Source organism: Sphingobium sp. YR768, assembly GCF_900111125.1.
Lineage (GTDB): Bacteria > Pseudomonadota > Alphaproteobacteria > Sphingomonadales > Sphingomonadaceae > Sphingobium.
In genome coordinates, this window is the sequence record NZ_FOGE01000001.1 from 373,542 (window position 1) to 385,639 (window position 12,098).

Genomic DNA, 12,098 nt, shown 5'->3' on the forward strand with positions numbered 1-12,098 from the left:
GATTAGCGGACGCGGCGTCCCTTAGTGCGCAACGGACGATCCGGCAACCAGCCAGATGGGCGTTAATGGCTTTACGGCAGAATTGGAGTGGCTATCGCGCCAGCGTGGCGGCGACCATCCCCCGCGCGGCATTGCCGATGAAGAAGCCGTTCTCCAGATCATAGGGGCGCAGGTCGCCCTCCACCGCCTCACCCATGTCGATCAGGCTCTGGCGTAATATGCCGGGCAAAATCCCGCGCGAGAGCGGCGGTGTCACCAGCTTGTCCCCCCGCTCGACGAAAAGGGACGAAAAACAGCCCTCGGTCAGATAGCCCTGCGCGTCGATCAGCAGCACCTCATAGGTGCCGCCACGCCGCAGCGCATCCTTGTACAGGCTGCGGTCGGTGGTCTTGTGCAGCAGGCGCGGATCCTGCGCGGGCGCATGGCGCGGCACTGCGGCGACCTTCATGATCGCGTCGGGCCAGGCCAGATGATCGCGCACCTCGATCGCCACCGATCCCCGGCGCGACACCATCAGCCGCACCCGACTGCGTTCGCGCAGGCGGAAGGTCGCGGCCTGCAATTCATTGCGGACATCGTGACGATCGAAGCTGAAGCCCAGCGCCTGCGCACTCGCCTTCATCCGGGTCAGATGCAGGTCCAGCAAGCGAACGCCTTCGAGCGGATCGAAAGCCATGGTTTCCAGCAGGTCGAACCGTCCGTCAGCCAATGCCATGGAAAACTTCAAGCTCCAGCGTGCGATGCGTCAACAACGGACAGGAAGCGGCCCTTCGCCAGGCATTCGGCCCATTCGGAATCGCCTTCCGAATCCGCGACAACGCCCGAACCCAGGCCAAGCCGCCCGGTCCCTGCCCCCTCTTCGACGCAAATGGTGCGAATGGCAACATTGAAGGCGGCGTCCCCTTCCGGATCGATCCAGCCCATCGCGCCGGTGTAGACGCCGCGTGAGTGGGGTTCGACCGCGTCGATAATCTCCATCGCCCGCACCTTGGGCGCGCCGGTGATCGATCCGCACGGGAAGAGTATGCGCAGCACATCGACCGGCGACAGGCCGGGCAGAATGCGCGCGCGCACCGTCGACACCAGTTGATGCACGGTGGGATAGGTTTCGACCTTGAACAGGTCCGGCACGGTGACGCTCCCCGCGCAGGACACGCGCGACAGGTCGTTGCGCAACAAGTCGACGATCATCAGATTTTCCGCCCGCTGCTTGGCGTCGCTTGCCAGCCATCGCGCCTGCGCTTCATCCTGCGCCGCGTCGGCCGCGCGGGTTGCCGTACCCTTCATCGGCCGCGCGGTGAGCTGGCCGCGCACCTGCGTAAAGAAGAGTTCGGGCGAAAAGGACAAGATCGTCTGCGTGCCCGTCCGCATGATCCCGCCATAGCCCGCCGCCGCGCGGGGCCGGATCGCGGCATAGAGCGCCATCGGATCGCCTGCGATATCGACGTCGCAGGGGAAGGTCAGGTTGACCTGATAAATGTCGCCCGCCCGGATATAATCCTGCACCTGATCGAAGGCGGCATGATAGGCCGCCTCGTCCACCAGCGGCCTTAGCGGACCGACGGAGGCGCCGGACGGATCGGGCAGCATCGCGGGCAAATCGTCCGGTGCGATCAGCCTGACGCCTTCATAGAGGCCGAACCACAGCAGCGGCTGCCTATTGCCGCCGCGCCGCTGCGCGATCGGCGCCAGCCGCTCTTCCAGCGCCAGCCCCGCCTCATAAGCCATATAGCCCGCCACATGCAGGCCATCCTCGCGCGCATCGGCCAGCCGGTCGAGCGCGGGCTGCACCTCCGCCATGGTCTGCGCCGCGATGATCCCCACCGGATCGCGATAGAGCCGCGCATGCGCCGCGCCCTGCGCACGTGCATCGTCGAACAGGCAGAAGATTTCGTCGGGACCGGGCAGGCGCATGGCGCTTCTTAACAATCTTTACGATCAGCGAAAGGAAATAGGCGCGCGATGCTCTGTTGCGCGCAGGCAGCCGACCCCCTAGCCCCGATCCCATGACCGATCCCGCCCCGCATCCAGACCGCCCGATCGGCCCGGCCATCGCCCATGGGCTGCGCGGCCGCTGCCCGGCCTGTGGCGAGGGGCGGATGTTCGCGCGCTTCCTGAAAACCGCATCCGCCTGCCCGCATTGCGGCCAGTCGCTGGACGGGCATCAGGCGGACGACTTCCCCGCCTATATCGTGATCCTGCTCCTGGGGCATATTCTCTTGCCCTTGATGATAGAGGTGAATGCGGCCTTCGCCATCCCGATGGGCTGGCAGGCGGTGATCTGGCCGACTTTGGCGATCCTGCTGGCAGCCGCGCTGATCCAGCCGGTCAAGGGCGGGGTCATCGCCTTTCAGTGGAGCCGACGGATGGCCGGTTTTCGTTAGGCCGTTTCGGGCATCCGCAGGAAGTTCAGTTCCATCGCCTCGCGCAGCGTATCGTCAATCGACCGGCGCCCTTCGGCCCCGTGCGTGACGACCGTGGTGTCGCAGGTGGCGACGCACACGCCCTTCTGGAACCCGGCCGAGCTGATGGTCCAGCTCGTGCGACCGATATGGCCGATCGCGCAATGCACCTCGAACGGATAGGGGAAATGCGATTCCTCCACGAAGTTCAGGTTCACATTGGCCACCAGCCAGCGCACGCCCTGTTCCTGCGGATGACGGCCCATATGATGGTGGAACCGGATGCGCGCGGTTTCGAAAATGCCGGAAATCGCCACATTATTGATGTGGCCCATGGTATCCAGATCCTGGAACCGCGTGTCGATGCTGGTCACGAAGCGATAGGCTTCGGGGTTCAGACGCCAGGATTCGGGTTTGGCCATGTCCTGTTTTCCTTTGGAATTTTCTGTCACATTGCCATAGCCATCATGGCCAACGATGCAATTGGTCGCAGAAAAATGACGAAACTGCGGCCTTTTGGACACATGAGCAACAATGCGTTTCGACTTGTGAGCATGGACAGCATCGTGCGCCAGACTTAATTTCGCCCGCGACATGACCCAAGGATATCCCATGCCGCAGCGTTACAGCCTCGCCGCCATCATTTTGCACTGGGCGATCGCCGCCCTGCTCGCCTTCCAGATCGCCGTTGGTTGGGCGCTGGAGGGGCTGGGCGCGCATGGCTTCCACCTCTATCAATGGCACAAATCGGTTGGCATGCTGATCCTGGCGCTGACCGTCGCCCGCATCGCCATCCGCTACTGGAAACCCCGCCCAGCCAAGCTGGAAGGCGGCTGGCAGGGCGCGCTCGCCTCCGCCGTGCATGTCGGCCTCTATGCCTTCATGCTGGGCGCGCCGCTGACCGGATGGGCGCTGGTGTCGACCGCGAAGGTGAAGGTGCCGACCCTGCTCTTCGGCCTGCTGCCTTTGCCGCATCTGCCGCTGCCCGCCTCCGTCCATGCGCTGGCGGAAAATGGCCATGGCCTGATCGCCTGGCTGGGCATCGCCCTGTTCCTGCTCCATGTCGCGGGTGCGCTGCGCCACCATGTCCTGATGGGCGATGGCCTGATCTGGCGGATGGTGCCGGGCCGGTCGCCCGCGCTGCTGATCGCTTTGCCCGCGCTCATCCTGCTGGGCTTCGTCGCCGGCCGCGCAATCCTGCCTGCACCACAGGCGCCTGCCGCGCCAGCGCCTGCCCCGCAAGACGACGAAGTCGACAATCAGGTCGCCAACACCGCCGAAGCGGAAGCGGTCAACGCCACCGTCCCGGCCGACAATGCCGTCGCCAACGCAACGCAAGCGACCGTCGCCGAAGAGGAGCCCATCGGCCCTCCCCCCGCCTGGACCGTGCAACCCGGCGGCCGCATCGGCTTTTCGGTCGGCAATGATGGCGACACGATCAGCGGCAGCTTTTCCAAATGGACCGCGCAGATCGCCATGGACCCGGACCATCCCGCCAGCGCCGCGATCAAGGTGACGATCGACATGGCATCGGCCAGCGTGGGCGACGCCTATAAGGACGGCATGCTGCCCGGCGACGAATTTTTCGGCAGCGCCGCCCACCCCACCGCCACCTTCACCGCCAGCGGTGCGGAAGCGACCGGCGCGAACAGCTATCGCGCCCGCGGCACCCTGACGCTCAAGGGCGTGTCGAAGCCGCAGACCATCCGCTTCACCCTGTCCGGCAAGGATACCAGCCGCACGGTGACGGGCAGCGCCACCGTCGCCCGCAGCGCCTTTGACGTCGGCAATGGCGACAGCAGCACCGGCCTCACCCCGCAGGTCGCCGTCACCTTCAGCTTCATGGCGAAGCGGAAGGATTGAGCCAGGCCGACTAGGTGCTCCTGCGAAAGCAGGAGCCAAGGGTCGAACGCATCACCCTGCATCCTGGACTCCTGCTTTCGCAGGAGCACTATGATAGGCGTCGATCGCCCGGCAACGACTGGATACTATAATAGATGCGCCTGCTCCTCCTCTCCGCCGCTCTGGTCATCGCCACCACCCCCGCCCCGATCGCGGCGCAGGCGTTCATGTTCGAAACCGGCGCCACCCTGCTCGCCAAATGCCGCCACAAGGCGCCTGAATATGCGCTCGCCTGCACCGCTTACATCGTCGGCGTGGTGGACGGCATTCGCAAGGACATGTTCATCGGCCGCGCCCGCCCGGTCTGCTGGCCCGACCGCATGAGCGCCGACGACGCCCGGCGCACCGTGATCGCCTATCTGGAGCGCTGGCCCGATCAGCGCAGCGGCCCCGCCTCCGTCCTCGTCAGCGTTTCGCTCAACGAACGCTGGCCCTGTCAGAAGTAAGCGCCGGATATTCAGCGGATCGATCAGGCTGATCGGGACAAATCATTGCGCGCAGCGGCCACCAAACCGCTATAAACTTGCCTTGGCCACCGCGAAAGCGTAGGTGCGCCCCCTATTTTATCAGATGCGAAGGAGACTCGACGTGGCGGCGAAGTGGACGCCGGAAAGCTGGCGGGAGCATAAGGGCATCCAGATGCCCTTTTATCGGGATGCAGACGCTCTGGCGTCGGTAGAGGCCCAGCTTGGCCAGTTTCCGCCCCTCGTCTTTGCGGGCGAGGCACGGAATCTGAAGGCGGATCTCGCCAGGGTCGTGACCGGCGAGGCTTTCCTGCTGCAAGGCGGCGACTGTGCGGAGAGCTTCGCGGAGTTCCATCCGAACAACATCCGCGACACCTTCCGCGTGCTGCTCCAGATGGCGGTGGTCCTGACTTTCGCGTCGAAGCTGCCGGTGGTGAAGGTCGGCCGCATGGCGGGCCAGTTCGCCAAGCCCCGCTCGGCCGATACCGAGACGATCGGCGGCGTGGAACTGCCCAGCTATCGCGGCGACAATGTCAACGACATCGCCTTCACGGCCGAAGCGCGCGAACCGAACCCGCAGCGCATGGTGCAGGCCTATAACCAGTCGGCGGCGACGCTCAATCTGGTGCGCGCCTTCTCGACCGGCGGCTATGCGTCGCTGGATCGCGTCCATGGCTGGATGCTCGATTTCATGGGCCGCTCGCCCTGGGCCGCGAAGTTCGAAGCGATGGCCGACCAGATCGGCCAGGCGCTCGACTTCATGCGCGCCTGTGGCCTGGACGCGGAATCTGTGCCGCAGCTTGGCGGCACCAGCTTCTACACCAGCCACGAAGCGCTGCTGCTGCCGTTCGAACAGGCGCTGACCCGTCAGGATAGCCTGACCGGCGACTGGTACGACACGTCGGCGCACATGCTGTGGATCGGCGACCGCACCCGCTTCGAAGGGTCGGCCCATGTCGAATATCTGCGCGGCATCGGCAACCCGATCGGCCTGAAGTGCGGCCCCAGCCTGGAGCCGGACGCGCTGCTGCGCCTGCTCGACACGCTGAACCCGAAGCGGGAAGCCGGGCGCATCACGCTCATCACCCGCTATGGCCATGACAAGATCGAGGCCGGCCTGCCCAAGCTGGTGCGCGCGGTGATGCGGGAAGGTCATCCGGTCATCTGGTCCTGCGACCCGATGCACGGCAATGTCATCAAGGCGGCCAATGGTTACAAGACCCGGCCGTTCGACCGCATCCTGGCCGAAGTGCGCGGCTTCTTCGCCGTGCACCGTGCGGAAGGCAGCTTCGGCGGCGGCATCCATGCGGAAATGACCGGACAGAATGTGACGGAGTGCACCGGTGGCGCCATCGCGATCACCGACGAAGGCCTGGCCGATCGCTACCACACCCATTGCGATCCGCGCCTCAACGCGGCGCAGAGCCTCGAACTCGCTTTCCTGCTTGCGGAAATGCTGAACGAGGAACTGAAGGAACGCCGCGCCGCGGCGTGATCGACATAGCCTACACAAAAGGGGGCGGGATCGCATGATCCCGCCCCCTTTTTCGTTTCAGGCCCGCCGGATCAGGCGGCGACCACCGCGATAGCCAGCGCCTCGCCGCCGTCCGCGATGGCGATCAGCCGATCGACATTGGGATGCGCACCCGGGCGGTTGCGGGCATCGGGCACATGTTCGGCGAACACTTCCAGCCCATGCGCGGCCGCCACCCTGTCCAGCGCGCCGAACTGCTGCGCCAGATAATGATAGAGCGCCAGCGATCCCTGCTTGCCCGGCTGGTTCTCGATCGTGGCGACGATCGTCCCGGCGGCATCGATCAGGTCGATGCGCTGCAACCCGTCGATCGGCGGCAAAAGCTGAAGGTTATCCTTGAAACTGGCGGTGGGCTGGATCGATGCCGACATAGATGATGGTCCTGCGTTGATGGTCGCGCCGGCCTGTCGCATCTTCCGGGACAGGGTGCAATCAACCACATTTCCATGACTACCAGGATGGGTGGTTAGCAAACGCATCATCCCTACACCGTCATCCCCGCGCAGGCGGCATCCATCTCTCGCCCCTTCACCTTGTTGAGAGGTTGGGAGATGGGTTCCCGCCTGCGCGGGAATGACGAAAATGGGTGGGGAGCAGACTATCGGATTTCAGGTGCAAAGACGCATAAAGCTGTCATGACGCGAGGAGAGATTCTTCGGTGATGCTGAAGAACATCTAAGATCGCACTTGCCATGGGGGACAGAATGCGTGCGAAGAAAGCGATTGTCGGGTGGCTAGGAGACATTCTGCTAAGCTCGAATGCAGGCGCTACATCTGCCACTACGCCGATGATGTTGATGTGCGAAATCACCAAATCCGATGCGCCGGCGTCACTCTATTCGATGGAGGTTACGCTTGACGAGGAAGCCAGAACCGCAGCTTTTGTTACCCTGTCCTCGAAACCTTATAAGTCACCAAAGTTTGCCGCTGAGTTCGATGCCGCAGAGATTAGATTTGTGGAAACGCTTACTGACTGGATGAAGACTTTATTTGTAATTGACCGAAAATCCTTGGCTTTGAAAAGGATCAGCAGCTTCAGCGGAACGATTTACAAAAGCGAAGGTCAGTGCACGCTTATAACAGCTCATTGAGTGTCTACTGATCGTTGGATTCGGTCACCAACACGTCACTTAAACCATCTGTTGGAATGGCGGCTTTCGGCACTGGCGGAGGGGCAACGAATGTCCTTGCGTGGTCGCCTCCAGACCGTCTGCTGCCCGCTCCTCATCCCAGATCCAACACACTTTCCATGTTGGATAATCTCTGATCTATCCTGATCGATGGAACAACCACCACCCTGCACGTCCACCCGCCGCGAAAGGCAACGCGCCACTGTCGCACGGCAGGCCCGTCACTGGCGCATGGCCGTGACCCTCATGCTATCCCATGTGACGCTTCGGGGGCGCTTCGCAGGCGCGTTGCGAGCGCTTCGGGAACGCTTCAGCCCCAAAACAGCCGACGACAGTGTGAACTTTGGGCCGTGACCCTGCCGCCTCTCGTCAGGCAGCCTCCCGCCCTATTCCGCGGCCTTGCGCGCCTGCGCCCGGCGGGCAAAGATGTTGAGGCATTCCACCAGCGTCGAGAACGCCATCGCCGCGTAGATATAGCCCTTGGGCACATGCACGCCGAAACCGTCGGCGATCAGCACCGCGCCGATCATCAGCAGGAAGCCCAGCGCCAGCATCACCACGGTCGGGTTGCGGGCGATGAAGTTGGCGAGCGGGTCGGCGGCGATCAGCATCACCGTCACCGCCACGATCACGGCAATATACATGACCGCCAGATTGTCCGTCATGCCCACCGCCGTCAGGATCGAATCGAGCGAAAAAATCATGTCGAGCAGGATGATCTGCACGATCGCGGCGCCGAAACCGATCGTCGCCACGCCCTTCTTGCCCAGCACGCCGTCACCCGGCGCCGGATCGACGCTGTGATGGATTTCCCTGGTCGCCTTCCAGATCAGGAACAGGCCGCCGCCGATCAGGATCATGTCGCGCCAGGAAAATTGCGTTTCGAAGGTCGGCGCACCATGCATGTCCAGCGGCCCGGAAAAGCCCAGATCGAACACCGGCTGGGTCAGTCCCACGATCCACGCGATCATCGACAGCAGCACCAACCGCATCGCCAGCGCCAGGCCGATGCCGATCTTGCGCGCCTTGGGCCGCTGCGCTTCGGGCAGCTTGTTGGTCAGGATGGAGATGAAGACGAGATTGTCGATGCCCAGCACCACCTCCATCACCACCAGCGCGATCAGCGCGGCAAGGGCTGTAGGGTCGGTGAAAGCGGTAATCAGACTGTCCATGATGCTCCTCTTATGCCGCCGTTCGGCACGGCTGCGCAACAGGGAGCAGGCCGCCGGGTTCCGCCATACATGCTTTGTAACATGACAACGCTAACAAGAGACAGCGGTACGTCGCGTCCGGCTGGACTAGGGCTTTCCAGTCCCTTAGCGAAGATGCGGCATCCTCTTTTCCGATCCGGCCGCCCGGCCGCGATCCCCGATCCTTTCGCGAAAGGCGTTTCATGGCTAGAACCACCCTCACCCGCTTCCTGATCGAACAGCAGCGCGAACATAATGCCCTGCCCGGCGAACTGCGCCTGCTGATCGAAACCGTCGCCCGCGCCTGCAAGACGATCAGCCATGCCGTCGGCAAGGGCGCGCTGGGTGAGGTGCTGGGCAGCCTGACCAGTGAGAATGTCCAGGGCGAGGTGCAGAAGAAGCTGGACGTGATCGCCAATGAATTGCTGCTCGACGCCAATGAATGGGGCGGGCATCTGGCGGCGATGGCGTCGGAAGAGATGGAGACGCTCTATCCCATCCCCAACCGCTATCCCAAGGGCGAATATCTGATGCTGTTCGATCCGATCGACGGGTCCAGCAATATCGATGTCGACCTGTCGGTCGGCACCATCTTCTCGGTGCTCAAGGCGCCCGAAGGCTGCGCCGGGCGCGATGTGACGGAGGAGGATTTCCTTCAGAATGGCCGTCAGCAGGTGGCCGCCGGCTATGCCATCTACGGACCGCAAACGATTTTGGTGCTCAGCGTCGGCACCGGCGTCTATGAATTCACGCTGGACCGCGAAGTCGGCAGCTGGGTCATGACCGATCCGGACATGAAGATGCCGCAGGGCAAGTGCGAATTCGCGATCAACATGTCCAACCGCCGCCAATGGTCGCCGGCCATCACCCGCTATGTCGAAGAGCGCGTAACCGGCGCAGCAGGCCCCTGCGGCAAGGATTATAATATGCGCTGGACCGCCTCCATGGTGGCGGACGTCCACCGCATCCTGAAGCGCGGCGGCATCTTCCTCTATCCCTATGATCACCGCACGCCGGGCAAGGCCAAGCTGCGCCTGATGTATGAAGCCAATCCGATGAGCTATCTGATCGAACAGGCCGGCGGCGCGTCGAGCGACGGCTTCATGCCGATCATGGACCTCCCCGCCAAGGCGCTGCATCAGCGCGTCGGCGTGGTGCTGGGCGACACGGCGGAAGTCGAAGCGGTCGTCGCCTATGGTCGCGAGATGGAAGCGCTGGCGAACTGATTAAAGAAGTTGGGGGAGAGCGCCGATAAAAGCGCTCGATCCCCCAGCCATATCCCACCTGCCGGTCTTACCGGCGGCTCCTCTCCAGAAACTTTTTTATTGGCGGGACATCAGCGCGGATTTTCTAGCGCATCGAAACGACAAAAAAAAGGCTGATCCGAAGACCAGCCTGAAAGTTTTTAGGAGAGGATGCCTGAAAGGCACAGTCCTTTTGTCCTGCGGGGCGGATTTTCGCAAATGCGAAGGACGAAACCATGGTTGCACGAGACGCAACCGGCTTTGCCGAAGGCGCCATAAGAGCAATGGGTGGCGCATGATCCGAGTCGCAGGGACATAAAGCAAATGTCAGGGCTTTGGCGCTAGGCCAGCGACATGCACGGACCGGCCACCCCCAGCACCAGCCAGATTCGCTATCGGCGCGACATTGACGGGCTGCGGGCGCTCGCCATCCTGCCGGTGCTGCTGTTCCATGCGCATGTGCCGGGCTTTTCGGGCGGCTATGTCGGGGTCGACATCTTCTTCGCCATATCCGGCTATCTGATCACCGGCATCATCGCCCGCGAAGTAGATGAGGGCCGCTTCTCTCTGGCCCGCTTCTACGAACGCCGGTTCCGCCGGATCATGCCGGCGCTGGCGCTGATGATCCTGATCGTGCTGGCCGCTGCGGCCCTCCTCTATCTTCCCGGCGATCTGGAGGGCGTGCCGCGATCCGCACTGGCGGCCACGCTATTCGCTTCCAACCTCTGGTTCTTCACCGACACCGGCTATTTCTCCGGCGGCGCCGATGTGAAACCGCTGCTCCACACATGGTCGCTGGCGGTGGAGGAGCAATATTATATCGGCTTCCCGATCCTGCTGATGCTGCTGGCCCGCTTCGCCCCGCACTGGCGCAAGGCGGTGGTGGCGGGGATCGCCGCCGGATCGCTGATCCTTGCCATCGCGATGCAGCGCGACACCAGCGGCTTCACCTTCTACCTGCTGCCGACCCGCGCATGGGAATTATTCGCCGGCGCGCTGCTGGCGCTGGGCGCCCTCCCGCCGATCCGGCCCCGCTGGATGCGCGAACTGATCGCCTGGGGCGGCGTGCTGGCCATCGCCTGCGCCGTCACCCTCTATGATCGCAACACCCTCTTCCCCGGCCTCACCGCCCTGCCGCCAGTGTTGGGCGCGGCGGCGCTGATCCATGCCGCGCCGGGCACCAGCATGGCGCGGCTGCTGGCGCTGCCGCCACTGGTCGGGGTCGGCCTCATTTCCTACTCGCTCTATCTGTGGCACTGGCCGCTGATCGTCTTCACCGAATATGCGACCGACATGCCGCTGTCCGGCGCAACGCGAATCCTGGTGATCGTCGCCGCTCTGGCCGCCGCGATCCTGTCCTGGCGCTTCGTCGAGCGGCCGTTCCGCGACTCCCGACGACTGCCGGCACGCGCCATCTTCCGTTTCACCGGGACGGCCATGGCCCTGCTCTGCATCCTGTCGCTGGCGCTGATGGCGATGGGCGGCTGGCCTGCCCGCTTCACGCCGCAGGTGCTGGCGCAAATGGCGGGACAGGCGGATTTCGCCCCGACCCGCAAGCAATGCCATGACAATTTCATGCGCGACGCAAAGCCCTGCATATTGGGCGCCGACGTCCGCCCCGATGCGATGCTGTGGGGCGACAGCCATGGTGTGGAACTGGCCTATGCTTTGTCCGTGCGGGCAAAGGCACAGGGCCGCTCCCTGATAGAACGCACCACATCCAGTTGCCCGCCCGTGCTGGACTATGAGGCCAAAGACCCGCGCTGCGCCGCCGCCAACCGCGCCACCTTCGACGCAATCCGCGCCGATCCCGGCATCAGGCGCATCTATCTGGCCGCCTTTTGGGCCAATGGCGATTTCGATCGCCCCACCTTCGTCGCGCAACTCGACAGCACCATAGCCGCGCTACGCGCGCAGGGACGACAGGTCGTGCTGATCGGCCCGGTGCCACCTCAGCCCTTCGACGTGCCACGCCATCTGGCCCATCTGGCGCAGGCCGGACGGATGCATCAGGCACAGGGCGTAGCACGCAGCGTCGTGGAGCAACGCACGACGCATCTGCGCGCCGCCTTCGCCCGTTGGCAAAGGCTGGGCGTGCCGCTGATCGACACGCTCGCCGCGCTATGCGACGCACGCTACTGCGCGATCGAACGCAACGGCAAGCCGCTCTATTTCGATTCCCATCATCTGAGCGTAGCGGGCGCGACGCTGGTGGCCGCGCGGGACAACTGA

Annotated in this window: 12 protein-coding genes; 7 read left to right on the forward strand and 5 right to left on the reverse strand. The window is 63.8% G+C overall.

Annotated features, from left to right (window positions below; genetic code table 11):
- Positions 1-91 precede the first annotated feature (91 nt).
- Both BMX92_RS01810 and pabB read right to left on the reverse strand, forming a co-directional pair.
- Positions 92-715 carry an aminotransferase class IV gene (locus BMX92_RS01810; protein ID WP_093010869.1) on the reverse strand — a complete coding sequence of 208 codons (624 nt, stop codon included), beginning with the start codon at positions 713-715 and terminating at the stop codon, positions 92-94.
- Between the two features lie 8 nt (positions 716-723).
- On the reverse strand, positions 724-1,914 hold the full coding sequence (gene pabB / locus BMX92_RS01815; RefSeq protein ID WP_093010872.1) for an aminodeoxychorismate synthase component I: 1,191 nt from the start codon (positions 1,912-1,914) through the stop codon (positions 724-726).
- A gap of 92 nt (positions 1,915-2,006) precedes the next feature.
- Between pabB and BMX92_RS01820 the strand changes: the two genes are divergently transcribed.
- Positions 2,007-2,384 carry a DUF983 domain-containing protein gene (locus BMX92_RS01820; protein WP_093010875.1) on the forward strand — a complete coding sequence of 126 codons (378 nt, stop codon included), beginning with the start codon at positions 2,007-2,009 and terminating at the stop codon, positions 2,382-2,384.
- On the opposite strand, the gene BMX92_RS01825 is transcribed toward BMX92_RS01820, so the two are convergent.
- Entirely contained in the window at positions 2,381-2,824 is a 444-nt protein-coding gene (locus BMX92_RS01825; protein WP_093011320.1) for an acyl-CoA thioesterase, read from the reverse strand. The genes BMX92_RS01820 and BMX92_RS01825 overlap by 4 nt on opposite strands.
- 190 nt (positions 2,825-3,014) lie before the next feature.
- On the opposite strand from BMX92_RS01825, the gene BMX92_RS01830 reads away from it, so the two are divergent.
- The 3 genes from BMX92_RS01830 to BMX92_RS01840 all read left to right on the forward strand — a co-directional run bounded on the left by BMX92_RS01830 (position 3,015) and on the right by BMX92_RS01840 (position 6,263).
- A complete protein-coding gene (locus tag BMX92_RS01830; protein ID WP_093011323.1) occupies positions 3,015-4,265 on the forward strand; it encodes a YceI family protein in 1,251 nt (416 codons plus the stop codon).
- A gap of 134 nt (positions 4,266-4,399) precedes the next feature.
- On the forward strand, positions 4,400-4,750 hold the full coding sequence (locus BMX92_RS01835; protein ID WP_093010878.1) for a Rap1a/Tai family immunity protein: 351 nt from the start codon (positions 4,400-4,402) through the stop codon (positions 4,748-4,750).
- A gap of 142 nt (positions 4,751-4,892) precedes the next feature.
- Positions 4,893-6,263: a class II 3-deoxy-7-phosphoheptulonate synthase gene (locus BMX92_RS01840; RefSeq protein ID WP_093010881.1), complete on the forward strand. Its 1,371-nt coding sequence runs from the start codon at positions 4,893-4,895 to the stop codon at positions 6,261-6,263.
- 71 nt (positions 6,264-6,334) lie between these two features.
- Here the strand turns inward: BMX92_RS01840 and BMX92_RS01845 are convergent, their stop codons facing one another.
- On the reverse strand, positions 6,335-6,673 hold the full coding sequence (locus BMX92_RS01845) for a DUF2322 family protein (protein WP_093010884.1): 339 nt from the start codon (positions 6,671-6,673) through the stop codon (positions 6,335-6,337).
- A 333-nt stretch (positions 6,674-7,006) separates the two neighbouring features.
- On the opposite strand from BMX92_RS01845, the gene BMX92_RS01850 reads away from it, so the two are divergent.
- Complete coding sequence (locus tag BMX92_RS01850; protein ID WP_143066702.1) at positions 7,007-7,393, forward strand: hypothetical protein; 387 nt, start codon at positions 7,007-7,009, stop codon at positions 7,391-7,393.
- Positions 7,394-7,818: 425 nt separating this feature from the next.
- On the opposite strand, the gene BMX92_RS01855 is transcribed toward BMX92_RS01850, so the two are convergent.
- Positions 7,819-8,604 (reverse strand): TerC family protein, encoded by a 786-nt coding sequence (locus BMX92_RS01855; protein ID WP_093010890.1) that lies wholly within the window; start codon positions 8,602-8,604, stop codon positions 7,819-7,821.
- Between the two features lie 221 nt (positions 8,605-8,825).
- On the opposite strand from BMX92_RS01855, the gene BMX92_RS01860 reads away from it, so the two are divergent.
- Positions 8,826-9,848 (forward strand): class 1 fructose-bisphosphatase, encoded by a 1,023-nt coding sequence (locus tag BMX92_RS01860; protein ID WP_093010893.1) that lies wholly within the window; start codon positions 8,826-8,828, stop codon positions 9,846-9,848.
- A 372-nt stretch (positions 9,849-10,220) separates the two neighbouring features.
- Positions 10,221-12,098: an acyltransferase family protein gene (locus BMX92_RS01865; RefSeq protein WP_177184896.1), complete on the forward strand. Its 1,878-nt coding sequence runs from the start codon at positions 10,221-10,223 to the stop codon at positions 12,096-12,098.

Coding starts and splice junctions, on each gene's coding strand:
- BMX92_RS01810 (WP_093010869.1), bottom strand. CDS start 715: ATGGCATTGGCTGACGGACGGTTCGACCTGCTGGAAACCATGGCTTTC.
- pabB (WP_093010872.1), bottom strand. CDS start 1,914: ATGCGCCTGCCCGGTCCCGACGAAATCTTCTGCCTGTTCGACGATGCA.
- BMX92_RS01820 (WP_093010875.1), top strand. CDS start 2,007: ATGACCGATCCCGCCCCGCATCCAGACCGCCCGATCGGCCCGGCCATC.
- BMX92_RS01825 (WP_093011320.1), bottom strand. CDS start 2,824: ATGGCCAAACCCGAATCCTGGCGTCTGAACCCCGAAGCCTATCGCTTC.
- BMX92_RS01830 (WP_093011323.1), top strand. CDS start 3,015: ATGCCGCAGCGTTACAGCCTCGCCGCCATCATTTTGCACTGGGCGATC.
- BMX92_RS01835 (WP_093010878.1), top strand. CDS start 4,400: ATGCGCCTGCTCCTCCTCTCCGCCGCTCTGGTCATCGCCACCACCCCC.
- BMX92_RS01845 (WP_093010884.1), bottom strand. CDS start 6,673: ATGTCGGCATCGATCCAGCCCACCGCCAGTTTCAAGGATAACCTTCAG.
- BMX92_RS01850 (WP_143066702.1), top strand. CDS start 7,007: ATGCGTGCGAAGAAAGCGATTGTCGGGTGGCTAGGAGACATTCTGCTA.
- BMX92_RS01855 (WP_093010890.1), bottom strand. CDS start 8,604: ATGGACAGTCTGATTACCGCTTTCACCGACCCTACAGCCCTTGCCGCG.
- BMX92_RS01860 (WP_093010893.1), top strand. CDS start 8,826: ATGGCTAGAACCACCCTCACCCGCTTCCTGATCGAACAGCAGCGCGAA.
- BMX92_RS01865 (WP_177184896.1), top strand. CDS start 10,221: ATGCACGGACCGGCCACCCCCAGCACCAGCCAGATTCGCTATCGGCGC.